An 18,715-nucleotide genomic window follows, 5' to 3' on the forward strand; every position below is an offset into this window, starting at 1 on the left:
GCGATGCGAGGGGCTGAAGCTCCAGATCTCAAACAGCCTGTCCGACTCATAAGTTGACACTACTGACCTGCCAAACCTCTCAGGGCCGCCCAGTTGGGCTCTTGAACATCGGCTGGCGCGCCTCTCCAATAGAACTGAATAGACGACCACGACCTACCGAGGTCACTATCCACACTATTAAAGTAGGCGTTTCGGCCAACGACACTCATCTCCCACGCCGTGCCATATCCGCCCTGTGCGGCACCCTTCAATCCAGCTCCTACCCCTCGGATATAGGCATTTTGGAACGCCTCTTCTGGCGTTGCGCCAGGGAGCCCATCAAGCGTGATACTCAGCCTGGTGTCCGGACTTCCAGCAGCTCGCATCACACCGTGCATCCACTCCGGAATCCCACCCTCCCCGATATCTCCAAAGTTACTGTCGTTGAACGTATGCGCTCCTGCGTCACCCGCATCTCGCAGGGCCCCGGCCAATGCGTCCGAATGCTCTCCTACGCCAAGGACAACATGTTCGCCATCGGGTCCACAAGAGTCCGTCTGGGCGGCATCCACGGTCCCCTGCACCGTGCTTGAGGCACTCGCCGCGGGGTTGGAGTCGGCCTGGATCTGTAGCGGGTTGGTCGGCGAGTCGCCGGGGGTGGAGGTGGTGTTGCCCGGCTGGGGCGTGATGGTGTTGTTGGCCGCCTTGGTGGGCGTGCTGTTGTCCATCGGTCGGACGGTGTTGGAGGGCGTGCGAGCGGCCTGAGCCGGGTCGACGAAGCGCCCGGAGCGGGATTGCGTGGTGCCCCTGGCGGGCTGGGCCCTCCCCGTAGTGGTCGTGGAGCCCCGGGAAGTGTTGCCGGACGTTGAGCCTCTGCCGCCGCGTCCGTCACCCCCGCTGTCACCAGTGCCATCCCCAGTGGTACTGACCGTGTCGTCGGACGTCGTGTCCGCGTTCGTGTCCTGCTGCTCGACCTCCGGCTCGTTCTCGTCCTCGATCCGCTGGTCTTCCTGGATCTCGTTCTCGTGCAGATTCCGCTCGGCTTCGACTTCGCGCTCCGCCTCGAGCGCCCTCTCGTTCGCCTCCTCCAGCTCCGACTGCCCGTCATCCGGGCTGGAGTACGTGTGGTCGCCGGCCTCGACGCTGGGCGCCTTGCCGTCGAAGCTGCCGTGGGGGCCTTCTCCTGCTTCGCCTTCGGCTCCCGGGCCGTCTCCTCCCTCGGGTGACAGGCCGCCCGCAAAGCCGCCGCCCTGGGGTTCGATGTCGTTGTGCCCGGAGCGGTCCACCGCGTCGAGGGGGTGCCCGGCGCCGTAGGCGTACCGGTCGGCCTCCGCCGCGGTAGTGGGAGCCAGGGTGGCGGTGTCGCGACTGGTGAACGAGCCCGCCGAGGGGTCGTACCAGCGTGCGGCAGTGTTGAGCAGTTTGGTGCCGGGGTCGGTCCAGTCGTCCTGGTAGCCGATCGAGGAGGTGGATCCGGCGGCGGCGAGAACGGCGCCCCAGGGGTCGAAGCTGGTGGAACTGGCGAGGGTCGAGCCGGTGGCGGTGTAGGTACCGACCAGGTCCTCGTGGGAATCGCTGTAGGCCAGGACCGGTCCCGCAGCGGTCGTCAACGCGATCAGGTTGCCGCCGGGGTCGCGCTCGTAGCTCGACGTCCCGTCAGAGGTGGCATCGTCGCTGGTGCGGTCGTAGCTGAAGGTGGCGCTTCCCGTCGCGGCCAGACGGCCGAGCGCGTCATAGCTGTAGCTGCTGGTGCCGTTGGTGACTTGTTGGTCGAACGCGTCGAAACTGACCTGGGTTGTTGCTGCCGACCTGGTCGTCGCGGTCAAGGCTCCGCGAGCGTCGTAGGTGAAGGTCGCTCCGCTGGAACTGACCCGGCGGTCCCGGTCGTCATAGGTGCTCGTGGTCGGGCCGGATTGGGTCAGGTTTCCGTCGTTGTCGTAGCTGTAGCTCGTTGTCCCCGAGTTGCCGGTCCACGAGGTCAGGCGGCCCGCCCAGTCGTAGCTGTAGGAGTTGGCTCCGCTCCCGACGGTTCCGGCAGTGGTCTTCGAGGTCGTGTGCCCGGCCGGGTCGTACCCGTACGCGATGGACGCCTCAACTGCGCCCCCCGGGTTGGTGAGCGTGTCGCTGACGATCCGGTGCAGCCCGTCGTAGCCGAAGGTACGGGTGGCGGAACCCGCTCCGGCGGAGGTCGAGACAAGGTCACTGGCGCTGTCGTACTGGTAGGTCTTCTGAGTACCGGTCAGTGGATCGGTGAGTCCGGCGAGGCGATCGTCAGCGTCATAGTTGAAGGTCGCGGCCCCGGCGCCGTCGGTGCGCGAGGTCATGTTGCCGAGGGCGTCGTACCCGAAGCTCGACACCCCGGCAGCACCGGCCTGGCCGAGCACCAGGCCTCGGTCGTCATAGGTGTACGTGTTGGTGTCGCTGCCGGCGGTGGCCGAGGTCAGGCGACTGTCGAGGTCGTAGCCGAACGTGCGCGTCGCGGTCGTGGCCTCGGCGCCGGCCCCGCTCTGCGAGGTCTTGCGGCCGTCGGCGTCGTAGCCGTAGCTCTCGCTGACCCCACCGGGCTGGGTGTCCCTGACCACCTCCCCGGCCGCGTCGTAGGACAAGGTATAGGTGCCGTCGGCCGGATTGGGGTAGGCCGCCGTGGGCGGTTCGACCGTCGACTCGGGCAGGCCCATCGAGTTGAACGTGTAGTAGACACTCGCCGGGGCACCGCCCGCTGTCCGCGTGTGGGTGTACTGGGTGCGGTTGCCCGCGGCGTCGTAGCCGAACGACGTGGTGATCGAGCTGCTGGCGGTGACCGGCTGGACCTGCTGAGTCAGCTGGTCGTCCGCGTCGAAGGTGTAGGTGCTGGTGTGCCCGTCCGCGTCCGTGGCGGTGATCGCGTTGCCGTCCGCGTCATAGGTGCCGCTGCTGGTGGACAGCACCGTGGAGCTGTCCTTGTCCAGGTGAGTGGTCGCGGTGGTGCGTCCGGCCTGGTCGAACGCGAAGGCGGTGGCGGTGCCGTCGGGCAGGGTCGTGCGGGTCAGCTGGCCGGCGAGGTTGTAGGCATACCGGGTGGTGTCGCTGAGGGCGTCCGTTACCGAGGTGCGCTCGCCCGCCGCGTCGAAGTGCGCGGTGGTCTGATGGCCCTTCGGATCGAGGGTAGCGGTCAGATCCCCCGCGTCGTCGTAGGTGTTCGTGGTGGTGTACGCCGCGGCCGTCGGCTGACGCACGATCTGCGTGGAGGTGACTTCACGACCCAGGTCGTCGTAGGTGGCCTGGGTGGTCGCCCCGGTCGGGTCGGTCTGGGACAGTGGCTCGCCGTCGAGGTCGTAGGTGATCTGCGCGGTGGGCGTGGTGCCACCGATCGACGGCTTGGTGACCTGGACGGGGTTGCCGAGCTGGTCATAGGTCGTGGTCGACACGCGGTCGAGGCCGGATGGGTCGACGGTGACGGTCTTGGGCCGGCCCATGGCGTCGTAGTCGACCTGGGTGACGGACGTGAAGGTTGTCGCCTTGTCCGGGGTGGTGTAGCTGTTCGCGGCGACGGCGAGGTGTTCGCCGGTGCTGTCGAAGGTGTGGGTGGTGGTGGTGATGTTGCCGTCGGGGTCCTTGACGGCGGCGGGTTCGCCGAAGGTGTTGTAGCCGGTGCGGGTTTCGGCGGCCGCGGCGGGCAGGGTGACGGGTTGGCCGGTGGTGGTGTTGAAGACGGTGGTGGGGGTGGGTGGGGCGTCGGTGATGGCGAGTTGGCCGGCCGGGTCGTGGAAGTAGCTGGTGGTGTAGTTGGCCGGGGTGGCGCCGGTGGTGTTGCCGTTGGGGCTGGTGGTGGTCAGGGGCAGACCGCGCTGGTCGTAGGTGTGGGTGGTGGTGGAGTTCTGCGGGGTGTTCTTGACGGTGGCGGTGAGCAGGTCGCCGGCGGTGTCGTAGGTGTTGTCGGTTTCGCGGGTGGTGGTGCCGTCGGTGAGTTTGCTGCTCAGGACGGAGTTGGTGGCGTCGTAGGTACTGGTGGTGATTCGGTTGAGGCCGCCGGGGTCGACGGTGGTGCTGGTGGCGCGTCCTGCTTGGTCGTAGGTGTTGGCGACGGTGGTGCTGCCGCCGCCGGTGATGCGTCGGGTCAGTTGTCCGGCCGCGTCGTAGGTGTTGGTCTGCAGGACCACGTTGCGGGTGGTGCCGTCGAACTGGGCGGTGGTGGGGTTGAAGTTGTGGAAGGCGTCGAGGTCGACCTCGGCGACCGTGTTGTCGTCGTTGTAGTAGGTGTGGGTGGTGCGGCCCATCGCGTCGGTGTCGGTGGCCAGGCGGCCGGCCGGGTCGTAGGCGCGGGAATCGATGACCTGCCAGTGCGCGGCGAGGGGGTTGTCGGGGTTGCCGGTGTAGTTGGCGATGGCGGTCTGCTGCAGCCAGCCCTGCGGGGAGTGGGAGTACTGGTAGTTGGTGCCGGCCGGGTCGGTTTTGGTGGCGGTGTTGCCGTACGGGTCGTAGGTGTAGGTGTTCTTGGCGCCTGCGGGGTCGGTGCTCTGCCACAGGAGGTCGGTGGTGCTGTAGTACGCCCAGGTGCTGGTGCGCGGCGCGTCTGCGCCGGTGGTGTCGGCGAGGGTCTGGGCGGTCTTGTCGCCGTCCGCGTCGTAGGTGTAGGTGGTGCGGGGGGTGTGGACGGTCCCGGTGACGGCGTCGGTGGTGGCGGGGTCGGTCTCGGTGAGCGGGTTGCCCTGCCCGTCCCAGGTGTAGGTGGTGGTGGTCGTGGTGGGGGTCTGGCCCTGGCCACAGTTCGTGCACGCCTGGGCACTGGACAGCGCGCGGCCGAGGTTGTCGTACGTGTAGGTGGTGGTCAGGCCCAGTGGGCTGACGGTCCTGGTGAGGTTGCCGGCCGCGTCGTAGGAGTTCTGGCTCTCCTGGGCGGCCGGGACGCCGGCGGCCTGCCCGTAGGCGGAGGTGTCCAGGGTGTTGGTGACGGTGGCGGGCAGGCCTGGCGGCTGGGTGCCGCTGCCGCCGGTCGCCGCTTCGCTGCCGGTGGTGTAACTGGTGTAGGTGGTACGGCCCTTGGGGAAGTCGGCGGTGGCCGGAAGGGTCGTGGAGGTCAGCTGCCCGGCCGTGTTGTACGTGTATGTCGTGGTGTAGGTGGTGTCACCGGGCCCGTTGGAGCGCGCGTCGCTGGAGGTCAGCATCGCGTCGTTCATCGGGTTCAGCGCGTTGCCGCCGTCCAGGTAGTACGTGGCGTAGCTGGTGTGGCAGGTGGAGGGGTTCTGGCAGGTGGTGGTGGAGACGGTGTTACCGCGGGCGTCGTGGCCGGTGGTGACAGTGTGTCCGTCGGGGTCGGTGGTGCTGTAGAGGAACCCGTTGGTGTCGTAGGTGTAGCGGGTGGTGTTCCCGGAGGCGTCCGCGTAGGAGACGAGCTTGGCGGTGTGGGTGTCGTAGGTGTAGGTGAGGGCGTTGCCGGTGGGGTCGGTGACGGTGGTGGTGGTCACCGGGATGGTGCCGCCTGCGCCGCGCATGGCCGTGTAGTGGCCCTGGGCCTGGGCGGCGGTCAGGCGCGAGGGGTAGTAGGAGACCTCGGCGATCTGTCCGCTGAAGTACGGGGCGCTGGTGCTGGGCCAGTTCCAGCCCCGCACGTCGCCGCCGCCCACGTACACGTAGGGTGCGCCGTTGTAGATGATCGGTCCGGCGTTGGTCAGCGAGGCGCTCTGGGTGCCGTCGAGGTAGATGCTCTGGCCGGTGCTGTCGCCGGTCAGGATCGCCTGGTGCCACTGGCCGTCGGTGACGGTGCGGTCGGAGGTCATCGCGGTGACCGGGGAGGACCAGAACATGCCGTGCAGGCGGCCGTCGGCGCCCACGTACAAGGCGGGGTCGTTGGCCTGCGGGGTGCCACCCATCGGGGTGTCCTGGTAGCTGTAGAGCACGCCGCTGGTGGTGGTCTTGAACCACAGCTCCACGGACGCCGAGCCCTGGGTGGGTGCGGCGTTGGAGGGCAGTTGCAGGAGCGAGTTGGTGCCGTTGAAGGTGGCCGCCTGCTCCTGCGGGTCGCCGGAGGGACCTGGGGCGCCCAGCGTGGTGCTGGTGTAGGTGCCCGAGGTCAGGTCGGGCAGGGCGGTGCCGAGTTCGTCCTGCGCGTACCAGGATCCCGTCGGGTCGTTCAGGCGCCAGTAGCCGAAGGCGCTGTCCTGGACGACCTGGGTGCGGAAGGCGCTCGCCGCGTCCAGCCCGTTGCCCGCGCTCGCGGTGGTCGCGCTCTGGTACTGCGTGGCGATCGTGCCGGCGTCGAGCGCGTAGCCGTAGAGGGCGAAGTCGGCCAGGGAGCCGTTGAGGTGGCCGCTGGTGTCGGCGGGCGCGTTGGGCCAGCCGCCCTGGACGTTGCCGGCGCCCAGGTAGGCGTAGCCGTTGCCGTTGTAGGTGAGGGTGCCGGTGAGGGGGGCGCCGGTGGTGTGGCCGTCGAGGTAGAGCTGCTGGGTGGTGGTGTTGGCGGTCAGGACGGCGTAGTGCCACTGGCCGTCGGTGACGGTGGTGTCGGAGACGGTGTTGGCGGGGGTGCCGTTCCACAGTTCGCCGTGGAGCTTGTTGTCGGAGCCGACGTACAGGGCGGGGTTCCAGCGGTTGGCGGCGCCGCTCTGGCCGCCGCTGGTGTTGCCGAGCGGGTAGTTCTGGAAGCTGTAGAGGACGCCGGGGGCGGTGGTTTTGAACCACAGGGAGATGGTGGAGTTGGCGCCCGCTTGCGGCATGGCGTTGGGCGGTAGCTGCAGGTAGGAGGTGGTGCCGTTGAAGGTGGTGGCGGTGGAGGTGCCCGAGGCCCACGGTCCGGCCGTGCCCTGGGTGGTGTTCACCTGGGTGCCGCGGTTCTGCGCGAGGGCGGCGGAGGAGAGGAGTTCGGTGGCCTGGTTGCCGCTCGCGTCGTCCAGGCGCCAGTACCCCGAGGGCTGGTTGGAGGTGATCGCGGTGTCGTAGGCGGAGGGCGTGTTGGGGGTGACGCCCTGGGCCGCGCTCTGGGTGGTGGCCTGGGTGTAGAGGGAGGAGACGGTGCCGGCCGACAGACCGTGAGGGAAGATCGCGGTGTCGGCGAGTTGCCCGGTGAAGTGCCCGAACGGTGTGGCTGCCGCATTGGGCCACTGGTCGGCATTGCCCGCGCCCAGGTACAGGTAGTGGATACCGTTGGGGATGATCGTGCCCGACAGCGGGCCGGCGCTCAGTTGACCGTCCAGGTAGAGGCTCTGCGAGGTGCCGGAGTCCGCGGACAGGACCGCGAAGTGCCACTTGCCGTCGTTGACCGCCGAGGCGCTGACCATCGGGGTGGGTATGCCGCCGCAGTAGAACTCGCCGTACAGCTTTCCGTCCGAGCCCACGTACAGCGCCGGGTTCCACGACGCGTTGGCCGGAGTCTGCGCGGCGTCCAGCGGCGTGCTCTGGTAGCCCGCCAACGTGCCGCTACCGGTGGTCTTGAACCACAGCGCGATACCCGCCGGCCCCTGGGCGGGGATCATCGCCGAGGGCAGTTGCACCGACGAGGTGCTCCCGTCGAAGGACGCCGCCCCGCCCGAGCCGGTCATCGGACCGGCCGCCCCCAGCGTCACACCCGTGTACGTGCCGTTGTTCGGCGTCGGCCGCGGGCTGTAGATCTCGTTGGCGGCCTGCGTGCCCGCCTGGTCCGACATCCGCCAGTAGTCCTGCGGGGTCGAGCCCATCACCTGCCCGCGGTACTCCTGCGCCGAACCACTGACCGACGGCTGGCTGATCTTCCATGTGCCGCCGTTGGCGTCGGTGACCTGCGTGGCCCGGTCCCGCACCCCGTCGTAGGAGACCGCCAGCTTCGTCTTGCCGCTGGGCAGCTTCAAGGCGCTCAACTCGGTCGAGGCCTTGGCGCCGGCCTGGTAGACCGCGGCCACCGCCGGCGCGCCCAGCGTGTGGTCGTACACGGCGACATCGGCGATCTGGCCCCGGAAGTGCGAGTTCCCGTCCCCGCTCGCCGCCGGCACCGAGGGCCACGGGCTGCCCCGGGTGAAACCGGCCCCGATGTAGGTGTTCTGCTGGTCCAGCGGGTTGATCACCCCGGCCACCGACCCGATCGCGTTACCGTCCAGATACAGGCTCTGGCTGCCGCCCGATCCCGTCAGCAGCGCGTAGTGCCAGGCACCATCGGTCACCGCCCCCGCCGAGGTGATCGGAGCCAGGCCGATCGAGGGACCGTACAGCTCACCACGAAGACGCCCGTCCGTGCCCACGTACAGCAGCGGACTCGCCTCCGAGGGCGACGCCGACAACGGGCCGTTCTGATAGGCCGCCACCACACCCGGCGACGTCGTCTTGAACCACAACCCCAACGACACGTAGCTGTTGCGCAGCAGGCCGCCCGGCAGCGCCACCGCCGAGGACGACCCGTCGAAGGAGGCCGCCGTCGCCCCCGAGCCCACCGCCGCACCCGGCGCACCCAGCGACACACCACCCACGTACTGCGCGACGTCGTTGCCCTGGTTGGCGATCTCCTCGCTGGCCGCGTTCGTCCCCGAGGACTCACCCAGGCGCCAATACGAGGAGGGGTTCGTGTCCAGCGTCGCCGAGCGCACGTGCGAACCCGGCGTGTACGAGTACGTCGTGCACGAAGCCGCCGAGTTGCCGCCCGTCGCCGGCGCGCACACCTGGTCCAACTCATCCGCGTTCGAACCGTTGTAGGTGTAGGTCCAGGCCAACGCGGTGCTCGCATCGCCCCCGGCCGCCGGATCGGTGATCACCTTCGCCACATGCCGGCCACCCGAGGTCCAGCTCAGGTGCAGCGCCCGGCCCGAGGCAGCGTCCGTCACCGTGTCCAGCAGGCCACCGGTGTAGTGCAGGCTCTGCACATGCCCCTCGGCGTCCTGGATCGCGGTGAGCGCGTACCAGGAACCGACCGGCGTCTGGAACGTGTACCGCATACCGCTCTTCAGCAGCAGCACGAACCCGCCCGACACACTCGTCAGCGTCTCGTACTCACCCGCCGCCGGCACGTACTGCGAGGCGTTCCTCGGATCCTGCCCCAACCGCTCGGCCCGCCCCGACGCATCGGTCAACACCACCGAACCCGACCCGTCACCGTCCGGCTGCACCCGCATGTCGAACACCGACGTCCAACCCGCACCGAACAACGTGCCCGTCCGCGGATCCAACGAGTTGTACGACCGCGTCACCGCCAACGCCGGACCCACCGACTTCACGTCCGCATCCGACGCCGTCGTCGTGTAGTTCCCCACCTGCGGATCGAACGTATGCCCCTGACCGTCATCCGCCGCACCACCCAGATGCGAGGTGATCGGCGGCTGCTGCACCTGCGTCGAGATCCCCGACCAACTCGTCCACGCACTCATCAACTGCTGGTCACCGTCCGCGACGGTCCACCAGTAACTGGTGTTCCACGCCAACACACCCGCCGGCACCGACCAACTCTGCCCCCACTGCCAACCGGAATCGGCCACCTTCGTACGGCCATCGGCCGAATACACCTGGAAGTCGTAATTCACCCCCGACCCCGGATAGTTGTCGGGATCGTGCCCCACCGCCGACAACTGCGGCGTCAACGACCCCGACACCGTGCCACTCAACGGCGTGTACGAGTCGATCTGCGGTTGCGTGTTCTGACCGACTGCCCCGATGCAGCCCTGCCAGGGAATTCCGTAGGAGTCGTGCAGCGACACCGTGCCGTTCACATAGCCGTCGAAGCACACCGAGTACTGCGTCCCGAGTTTCGGCAGCACCGGGATGACCGCGTTGACCGTGACCGACTGACCCGTCTGGACCAGGCCCGACACGCCCACGAGTGGCGCGTTCACCGACTGCTCGTTGCCGTTGCTGTCGAAGACCCGTGCCTTCAACTGCATGCTGGAGGAGTTCCACCAGTTCGCTGCCAGGTTCGTCATCGTGACCTGAACCGAGCCGGTGCTGTTGTAGGTCGGCTGCGTGTAGCTGCCCGCCACCGTGGAGCTGGCGGCCCAGTCGGCGTAGGTGACGTACAGGTAGGGCGGGTAGCTGGAGTTGACGCTGGCGAACTGCTTCCAAGCGTTGCTGTCTGTGCTGCTGGAGGTCACGGCGAGGCCCAGGTTGTCACCGCCGAACGCCCAGGAACTCACCAGCTGCGACCCGGTCGCGGAGTGACTGTCGCCGAGATCGATCTTCTCCCACTGGCTGCCGCTGCCGCAGCTCGTGCCGGCACCGAAGCTTCCCTGGCCGATCCGCCCACCGATGCTGACGCCCGGATAGGTGTTGATCGAGGAGGGGTTCCAGGTGGAGCTGATGGCCGAGACATCGACCTCGTGCTGCCCGCAGTCGTAGGACCACACGTCGTACAGGCTCAGGCCGACGCTCTGGATGTAGTTCTTGCCCACCGCGGAGGACACGGGGAAGAGCAGGTAGCTGTTCGCCACATGTCCGCCGCCATCGTACGTGCCCGCCTTCAGCACGCTTTGCGTCGAGTAGTTCGCCTTGAAGGGCGACATCACATAAGTGGACTGCCCGACGTTGACGCCTGAGACAGTGCTGGGGTCGACCTGCACCGGGAAGACACGGTGCGGGTCGTGCAGCCAAGCGCTGTCCAAGGTCATCTGGAGCGCGGGGACGCCGTTGACCACGGTCAGCTGATACGTCACGGCATCGGACATGGCCCCCTGATCCGACTTCGGATCAATGGCGGAGTCCTCCATGAAACCATGCGGAATCGTCAGCCGGACCTGGCCCGAGCTGTCGGTGAAGACCGCGTTCCCGGTCGCGTCGAGCGCGACGCTGACGCCGGTCAGCTGCAGCGGGAAGGTCCAGACGGTCGGCGCCGAGGCGTCGTGCAGAATCAGCGACTCCTTGCCGCCGGTCGCAAGCGCGTCGTACTGGACGTCGGCAGAAGGCTGAGCGCCCGCATAGGTCAGCGTGTCGCCACTCGCGGTCGCGGTCACCGGCAGCGCGCCCTGAAGGCCGTAGGCGACATCGTGGCTCGCGTCGATCGGGAAGTCCACGAGCGCCGAGGAGTTCGCCATCGGCCCGAAGGTCAACTGCTGGCTGTTGGCCTTCTCGGTCCACCGGCCGTCAGCGCGCTGTGTCAGCCCCGTGTCGATGTCTGCCCAGGTTCCGTCCGGCTTCTGATAATGCACCGGCCGCGGGTACATCCGCACAGTCTTCGTGCCGTCAGCGTTCTGGTACGTCGAGGTCGTCGCCGTACGCGCGGCCATGACCTCGACCCCTGCCGGAGCCGGGGTCTGCACAGTCGTCGCCGGCGGGGAACTCGTCGGCACGTCGGCGGCCGTCGAGCCGAACGCCGCGCTGACTCTCCTCTGCTGAGCGGCCTGGTCAGCCCGCGTCGATGTCGCCGGAGGGTCCACCTTCTGGGTAGGCGCCGCCCTGCGAGCCTGGTCGGATGTCTGCGGGCCAGCGCTCTTCCCCTTGGGCTGTCCCGCTGGGGGCAGCTCTCCCGGAGCAGGCGTGTGCGCGGAGTCATCCGGCCCTTGGTCGCGTTGGGTGACCGCGCTGCCGACAGTGTGCGAACGCCCCGCGGCGGCGTCAGAGCGCTGCTGGGGAGGCTTGAGGGCAGCGGCAGCTGAAACCTGGCTCGCCGACAGGGCCCATGCCGCCTGCGTGGACATGCTGACCACGATCGACATGCAGGCCAGGAGGACCAACCACCTTCGGCCGCCTCGATAGCCTCGGCCCACCAATGATGCGGTGACGATGCGTATGGTCGACAGCAGGGCGTGACGCGGCAATGAGCGGCGCAAGGCCGACCCCCAAGCACGGAAAAAGGACCCCAGGTTGGGGATGCCAGGGGATGTTCTAGTTGACGAACAATCAGTTCAGCAAACCAAATCCACACCTTGGACAGACGAATCCGCCTCATCGGTACCCGTACGTCCAGATTCTCCCGCCCAGGCACCGGAAAGATTTACGATCCCCTAGGCAACGCTTGGTTGAGATTTGCCTTGACAGGCCATCGACACCTGCCGTATATAGAGCTCCTCCAACTCACCGATGCACCCCGCCCCGTGCACTGGCGTACTCTCCATCACAGGAATTGATGAAGACGGAAGGCCTTGGAAGTAAAGCGAGTTCGGATAGGGAGTCAGCCTTGCCACACCCGTCAGCACTATCTGTTGGGTCGGTAGCCTTGGCCAGTACGTCAACGCGGACGGCGCCAGCTACGCCGCAGCATATGCCTCCGCAGCCCCAGCCCTCGCCTGCTCACACGAAACAGCTTTGACTGCACGCCAGATAATTTGCCGCCCATAATTTGCCGCCGCGATGCTGGACAGCCGGGGCACGGATGCCGCCAACTCCCGGTTGTAGCGAGCAGTGACCAAGGCTCGACCTCCATTGGTCTGCCCGGACGCCGGCCAAAGCGGTCCCTGGCAGGTCCCGTTCGACCAGTGATCAACACTGACCACCACCAACCCTTCAAGGACCAGTCAGATGGCCGTACGCCGCCTCTTCCGCTACCGCCGGCACTCCGCACGCGGCCTCACCGCGCTGGCCGCCACCATCGCGGCAACAGTCACTGCGGCGGCCCTGCTGTGGCCCGGACACCACAGCGCCGCACCGCATCAACCGAGAGTCATCGTCGCGGATGTCTCGGGCCGGGCCACCGCCTGCCTCGCCAGCGACAGTGCGACAGCCGCGCGAACAAGCGAAGTGGCCCAGGTCTGGACAGCCATGCAGACAGCCGGAACCCAGGGCACGAAGAACATCCAGCAACTGATCGAGCCCGCCGCCAATGCGACCCAAGCTCAGCCCTACCTCGCAAGCCTGATCACCCAGCACTGCGACCTGATCATCACCGTTGGACCCGCCTTCGGACAGGCTGTCCCCGCACTCGCCAAGGCAGACCCCACAGTCCGGTTCACCGCAGTCGACTCGTCGCTGACAAGTTCTCCGGCCGACGTCACCCTGGTAGAGCCGCAGCAGGCGAACGAACTTGTCCAACAACAGCTCCAGGGGCTGCGGCACAACACAACCTCTCACCCGTAGTTCGACCGAGCCCTTTCAAGTCGTCCAGGGCCGGGGGCGGCGGGTGCCTTCCGCCCGGCCGCCGGAGTCTGCACGGCTATCGGTGAACCTCAGCCGTGTACGCCATAGATATCCGTTCCCACGTGGGGAGGCACTACGACAGCCCGGTCGGGACCGCACACCGCACGAGAGCCCGTAGTCGCCACCCGACCGGTGGGAGACTCCACTCTCAGCCGGCTGCGCCTGACCGGGGCAGCCCTCGCCGTTCCCCGGGCTACTGACCCCGGTCCTGACCGTGGGGCCCGGCTGCCGGCAGCTCGGCTGACTCACCGCTCCAGCCCGGGCCGTGGCCCGCGTGCTGGTACGGGTCCTCGAACTGGCCCTGGTATCGGCTCTGGCCCTGGCTCACATATGGTGCCGCCGGCACCGCCGCGTGACCCGCCTGCCCCACCTGACCCGCGCGGCCCGCGTGACCAGGACGGTCCGCGCGGCCCGGCCGCAGCGGCCACCAGATGCTCCGCCCCAGCAACGCCGCCAGCGAGGGCACCAGCACGATCGAGAGCAGGAAGGCGGAGAGCAGGATGCCCAGCGCCATCGCGAAGCCGACCTGCTGGGTCGACGAGGACGGCGTGACGGCGAGGGTCCCGAAGGAGCCGGCCAGCACCACGCCCGCCGTCGCGATGGCCGGCGCGGTGTGCCGCACGGCGCGGGCCACCGCAGCGCGGGCCGGTCCCGGCCGCTCCATCTCCTCCCGGATCCGGTCGCTGATCAGGATGTTGTAGTCGGTGCCGAGCGCGACGACGAAGAGGAAGAGCACCAGCGGCAGGGTGAAGTCGACCCCGGGCTTGTGCAGCGCGTGCTGGAAGAGCAGGGCCGCGGCGCCGAGGGTGGCCGCGAAGCCGAGGCCGACGGAGAGCATCAGCATCATCGGCGCGAGCAGGCTGCGCAGCAGCATGACCAGGATCAGCGCGATCAGCGCGGCCGCCACCGGGAAGACCAGGCGCAGATCGTGGTCGACGGCGGTGGAGACGTCGGCGAGGACAGCCGGCGTGCCGCCCACGTGCGCCACCAGGCCGGGCGGCGTGTCCTTGGCGACCGCCGCGCGCAGCGGTCCGGAGACCAGCTCGCGGGCCCGCGAGGACTGCGGGTCCGCGGTCAGGAACAGGTCGATCCTGGCCGCCTGGCCGCGCTCGCCCAGCACCGGATCGGCCACCTGGCCGACCCCCTCGACCTGGGCCAGGTCGTGCGCCAGGCCACCCAGGGCAGCGACGGTGAGCGGGCCGCCGTCCACGGCCTCCAGGTAGACGCTGGTCGGGTCCGACACGCCTGCGGGCAGAGCACGGGAGATCTCGGCGGCGGTGCGCTGGGAGTCGGTGCGCTGGCCGCCGTCGCCCTGGCCGTAGTCCATGGTGATGCCGGCCAGCCCGGTGGCCAGCGCGCCCAGCAGGGCGACCGAGGCCAGGACCAGGGCCAGCGGGCGGCGGGCCACCAGGGCGCCGAAGCGGGCGGCCGCGCCCTCGCGCGGCTCGCGCCGCAGGGCCCGCGAGGGCCAGTAGAGCTTGCGCCCGGCGGCGGCCAGCACGGCGGGCATGAAGGTGAGGCTGGCCAGCAGCATGACCAGGACCGAGACCGCGACGGCCGGACCCAGCACCCGGAACTGTCCGAAGCTGGCGAGCCCGAGCGTGGCGAAGGCGGCGACGATGGTCAGCGCGGCCGACGTGACCGCGGTGCCCACCCGCGCGCTGACCTCGGCGGCGGTGACACGGTGGTGCTGCCCGGGGTCGGCCCGCAGCTGCTCGCGGAAGCGGAACAGCAGGAAGAGGAAGTAGTCGACGCCGATCCCGAGCAGCACCACGCTGATCAGGCTCGGCACCGACGTGCTGAGCTTGATGCCGGTGAGCAGCGCGGTGCCCACCACGGCGCCGCTCGCCGCCCCGCCGATCAGGACCACCGAGAGCAGCGGGATCAGGGCCGCCATGACGCTGCGGAACACCAGCACGTGGAGCAGCAGGATCAGCCCGACCATGCAGGCCGAGGCGATCGCCGTGAGGTTCTTGCTCGCGTCGGTGGAGTCGATCTGGTCGGCCAGGCCGCCGGTGAAGCCGGTGCGCAGGCCCTCGCCGGCGAACTCGGCCCTGGTGCTGTCCCGGAACGCCCGGAAGGTGTCCTGCAGGCCCGGATCGGCGGAGTTCCCGGTCAGCGCGGCCGAGAGCAGCTCGAAGCTCCGGTCCGGTGCCACCATGGCCGGGACGACCTGGGGAACCTGCGAGTAGTCCCGCTGCAGCGGCATCGCGTCCTTGGTCCTGGGCATGGCGACCCGCTGCCGGCCCAGCCGCTGCGCCCCGGCCTCGATCCGCTGCTGGTCGGCGGCGGTCAGCGCCCGGCCGTCCGCCCTGGCGACCAGCACGCTCACCGGGTTGGCGTCGGCCTTCGCCCCGAACCGGTCCTGCGCGATCTGCATGGCGGCGGCCGAGTCGTAGCTCTTGGGCAGGAAGTCGGCGGTCTGGGTCTGGGTCACCCGGAACATCAGCGCCTGGCCCAGGATGGACAGGGCTATTCCCAGAACAACCCAGGCGGCGATGACCTTCCACGGGTTCCTGGTGGAGAACCCGGTCAGGGCGCGGATCACGATGTCTCCCGGCAGTGGGGCAGTTGCCGGGGGTTCCCGGCTCATCTCCAGACCATCACCCGCTACGCCCGTCCTCGTCCGGGCACAGGACGAGAACACCACCGGGACCAGGGGACGGGGGCGTGCCGGGACCAGGAGCAGGGTCCCAGTCCCAGTCCCGGTCCCGGTCCCGGTCCTGGCGCGCCCCTCTCGCCGCCGCAACGCCGATGACGGGACGCCGCGGTGCGGCGTCCCGTCATCCTTGAACCCGTCGCTGTGATCAGCGATCAGCGATCAGCGGCCCGTGACTGATCGTCAGAAAGACTGGTATCAGCTGGCGTTGAGCGCGGTGTCGTCGATCACGAAGCTGGTCTGCAGCGAGGAGTCCTCGGTGCCGGTGAACTTCAGGGTGACGGACTTGCCGGCGTAGGAGGAGAGGTCGAAGGACTTCTGCACGTAGCCGGTGTTCTTGTTCACGTTGGAGTAGGTGGCGAGGTTGGTGCCGTTGGCGGTCACGGCGAGCTTGTCGTAGGCCGTGGTGCCGGTTTCGGCGGTGTCGATGTGCAGCCAGAAGCTGAAGGTCGCCTTGCAGCCGGCCGGGATGGTGACGGTCTGCGAGAGGGTGTCGGTGTGGGTGGTGCCGTAGCCGTCCAGCCAGGCCTTCCAGCTGCCCGAGTGGGCGGGCTCGGAGGAGGAGTTGTCGATCACGCCGGCGCTGGCGGTCCAGGGCGAGGCGGTGCCGGTCTCGAAGCCGGCGTTGCCGAGCAGCTGGCCGCCGCCGGTGCAGCCGGTGCCGGCCGCGACGGTCCAGGAGAAGGTCGCCGAGCCGGTGGCGCCGGTGGAGTCCGTGGCGGTGACGGTCACCGAGGAGGTGCCTGCGGTGGTCGGGGTGCCCGAGATCAGGCCCGAGGAGCTGATCGACAGGCCGGCCGGCAGGCCGGTGGCCGAGTAGCTCAGGCTCTGGCCCGAGGCGGAGTCGGTGCCGGAGACCTGCAGGCTGACCGCGGTGCCGACGGTGCCGGACTGGTTGCCGGGGCTGGTCACGGTCACGGTGTTGCCGGTGGCCGAGGAGACGGTCCAGGAGAAGGTGGTCGAGCCGGTGGCGCCGGTGGAGTCCTTGGCGGTGACCGTGACCGAGGAGGTGCCCGCGGTGGTCGGGGTGCCCGAGATCAGGCCCGAGGAGCTGATCGACAGGCCGGCCGGCAGACCGGTCGCGGTGTAGCTCAGGCTCTGGCCCGAGGCGGAGTCGGTGCCGGAGAGCTGCAGGCTGACCGCGGTGCCGGCCTTGCCGCTCTGGCTACCCGGGTTGGTCACCGTCACCGTGTTGCCGGTGGAGGTGCCGGAGGCGAAGGCGGTGGTGCCGTTGGGGGTGCCCAGGCCGGTCGGGCCGTCGTAGCCCACCTCGGCGGTGCACAGGTAGGCCGGGGAGCAGCTGGCGGTGCTTCCGGAGGTGACGTCGTTGAGCGCGGTGGTGTGCGCGTAGGGGTAGGAGGCGGGAGTGGAGCCCGCCGCCGGGGTCCCGGCCAGCGCGTAGACGGCGGCGATCAGCGGGGAGGCCACCGAGGTGCCACCGTAGACGTTCCAGCCGCCGTTGTTGTTGTAGGTGTCGTAGACCGCGACACCGGTGGCCGGGTCGGCCACCGCGGAGACGTCGGCGACGGTGCGCTTGGCGCAGCCGGTGTCCTTCTGCCAGCTGGGCTTGGCGTCATCGGCCGAGCAGCCGGAGCCGGCACCCTCGCTGCTGGAGGTGTTCCAGACCGACTCGGTCCAGCCGCGGGAGTTGGAGGCGGTGGACAGCGCGGTGCCGCCGACCGCGGTGACGTACTGCGAGGCGGCCGGGTACTCGACGCCGTAGCCGCTGTCACCGGAGGAGGCGGTGACGGCCACACCCGGGTGGTCGTAGTACTCGCTGTCGTACGTGGAGTCGTTGGACGCCTCGCCGCCGCCGTAGCTGTTGGAGACGTACTTGGCGCCCAGGTTGACGGCGGCGTTGACGGCCGTGCCGAGGTCGTCGTTGCTCTCCGAGCTGGCCTCGACCAGGATGATGTGGCAGTTCGGGCAGATCGCCGAGACCATGTCGACGTCCAGCGCCTCCTCACCGGTCCAGTCGTCGCTGGCCGGGGCGGGCGAGGGCAGCGGGCTGGTCTGGCCGCTCTGGTTGACCTTGGTGAAGCAGCCGCTGGAGCAGGCCGGCAGGCCGAACTGGCTGCGGTAGGCGTTGAGGTCGCTGGCCGCGTTCGGGTCGTCGAAGGCGTCGACGACGGCCACCGTCTGGCCGGTGCCACTGGAGGCGGCGGCCGAGGCCAGGTTGTAGGCCGACTGCAACTGGCTGGGGCCGTAGCCGGAGACGGTCGCGTTCGGCGTGGCGAGCTCCGGCGAGATGTCGGTGCGCTTGAGGGCCAGACAGCCCATCTGACCGGCGTGCGGGGTGGCGCAGACCTGGTGGGTCGGGGTCTGCGCGGACAGCGCGGGGACGCTGGCACCCGCGGGCGCGGCTGCCAGGCTCAGGCCCGCCGCGATCAGGGCGGTGACCGAGACGGCGGCTGCCGAGGCCCTGCCGAGGCCACGCCGCAGCGTCGCGCTGCTACGAGTAGGGGTATGCAACGGAAAGCCCTCCCAAGGGATGTGGGGAACGGCGGCAGCACAGGCCCGGCTGGATCTCATGGACCGCATGGACCGCATGGATGGCATGGATGGCATGGATGGCATGGATCGCAGCCCGGCGAGGTGTGCCGGCCAGGGAACGGACATCTCGCGCACGTGCAGAACACGGCCATGACGAAGTCGGCATGACGGGACGTCATCAGAGCGTGGTGACGGCCGCGCGACCTCGGGGAGCCATGGCCATGACAGTGCATTGGCTTCGGGGGCGCCGTCGTCCGCCGCCCCCGGAGGCCCGAAGGTAGCGGAGCCGATCACGAACGGACAAGGTGTCCGACACGGCCTCGACCGCTCGCGGCGCGGCACCCGGGCACCCGGACCGGAGCGGGCGGCGAGCACCCCCGATCACCCTTGGTGGCCGGGCCGGGCCCGCCGGAGGCCGACCGGCGAAGGCCCCCAGCTCACCTCCGTGATCCGGAACCCCGCAGCGGTCACCATCCGCAACCGCGCCCGCGCCAGGATCGGCCGGACCACTGCCCGGCCGGACCTTCTGAGCCCAGATGAGAACTTCCCGCGAGCCCCCTGGGAGCCGGCACTCGGCACCTGTCCTACCGG

At 69.2% G+C, this 18,715-nt stretch carries 5 protein-coding genes; 2 read left to right on the plus strand and 3 right to left on the minus strand.

All coding sequences use genetic code 11. The features are described from left to right. Positions 1-59: 59 nt before the first annotated feature. Positions 60-10,934 carry a LamG-like jellyroll fold domain-containing protein gene (locus OG455_RS10210; RefSeq protein WP_266292313.1) on the minus strand — a complete coding sequence of 3,625 codons (10,875 nt, stop codon included), beginning with the start codon at positions 10,932-10,934 and terminating at the stop codon, positions 60-62. A gap of 142 nt (positions 10,935-11,076) precedes the next feature. Here OG455_RS10210 and OG455_RS10215 point away from each other — a divergent pair, with 142 nt between their 5' ends. After that, a complete protein-coding gene (locus OG455_RS10215) occupies positions 11,077-11,235 on the plus strand; it encodes a hypothetical protein (protein WP_266292315.1) in 159 nt (52 codons plus the stop codon). Between the two features lie 1,122 nt (positions 11,236-12,357). Next, the gene (locus tag OG455_RS10220) at positions 12,358-12,912 is read left to right on the plus strand and encodes a hypothetical protein (RefSeq protein WP_266292317.1); all 555 of its coding nucleotides are present in this window, start codon (positions 12,358-12,360) and stop codon (positions 12,910-12,912) included. Between the two features lie 253 nt (positions 12,913-13,165). Here the strand turns inward: OG455_RS10220 and OG455_RS10225 are convergent, their stop codons facing one another. After that, a complete protein-coding gene (locus tag OG455_RS10225) occupies positions 13,166-15,565 on the minus strand; it encodes an MMPL family transporter (protein ID WP_266292319.1) in 2,400 nt (799 codons plus the stop codon). A gap of 264 nt (positions 15,566-15,829) precedes the next feature. Next, on the minus strand, positions 15,830-18,103 hold the full coding sequence (locus OG455_RS10230) for a putative Ig domain-containing protein (RefSeq protein ID WP_266292321.1): 2,274 nt from the start codon (positions 18,101-18,103) through the stop codon (positions 15,830-15,832). Positions 18,104-18,715 lie beyond the last annotated feature (612 nt).

It is taken from the genome of Kitasatospora sp. NBC_01287, assembly GCF_026340565.1.
Taxonomy (GTDB): Bacteria; Actinomycetota; Actinomycetes; order Streptomycetales; family Streptomycetaceae; genus Kitasatospora.

Coding starts and splice junctions, on each gene's coding strand:
- OG455_RS10210 (WP_266292313.1), bottom strand. CDS start 10,934: ATGGCGAACTCCTCGGCGCTCGTGGACTTCCCGATCGACGCGAGCCAC.
- OG455_RS10220 (WP_266292317.1), top strand. CDS start 12,358: ATGGCCGTACGCCGCCTCTTCCGCTACCGCCGGCACTCCGCACGCGGC.
- OG455_RS10225 (WP_266292319.1), bottom strand. CDS start 15,565: ATGAGCCGGGAACCCCCGGCAACTGCCCCACTGCCGGGAGACATCGTG.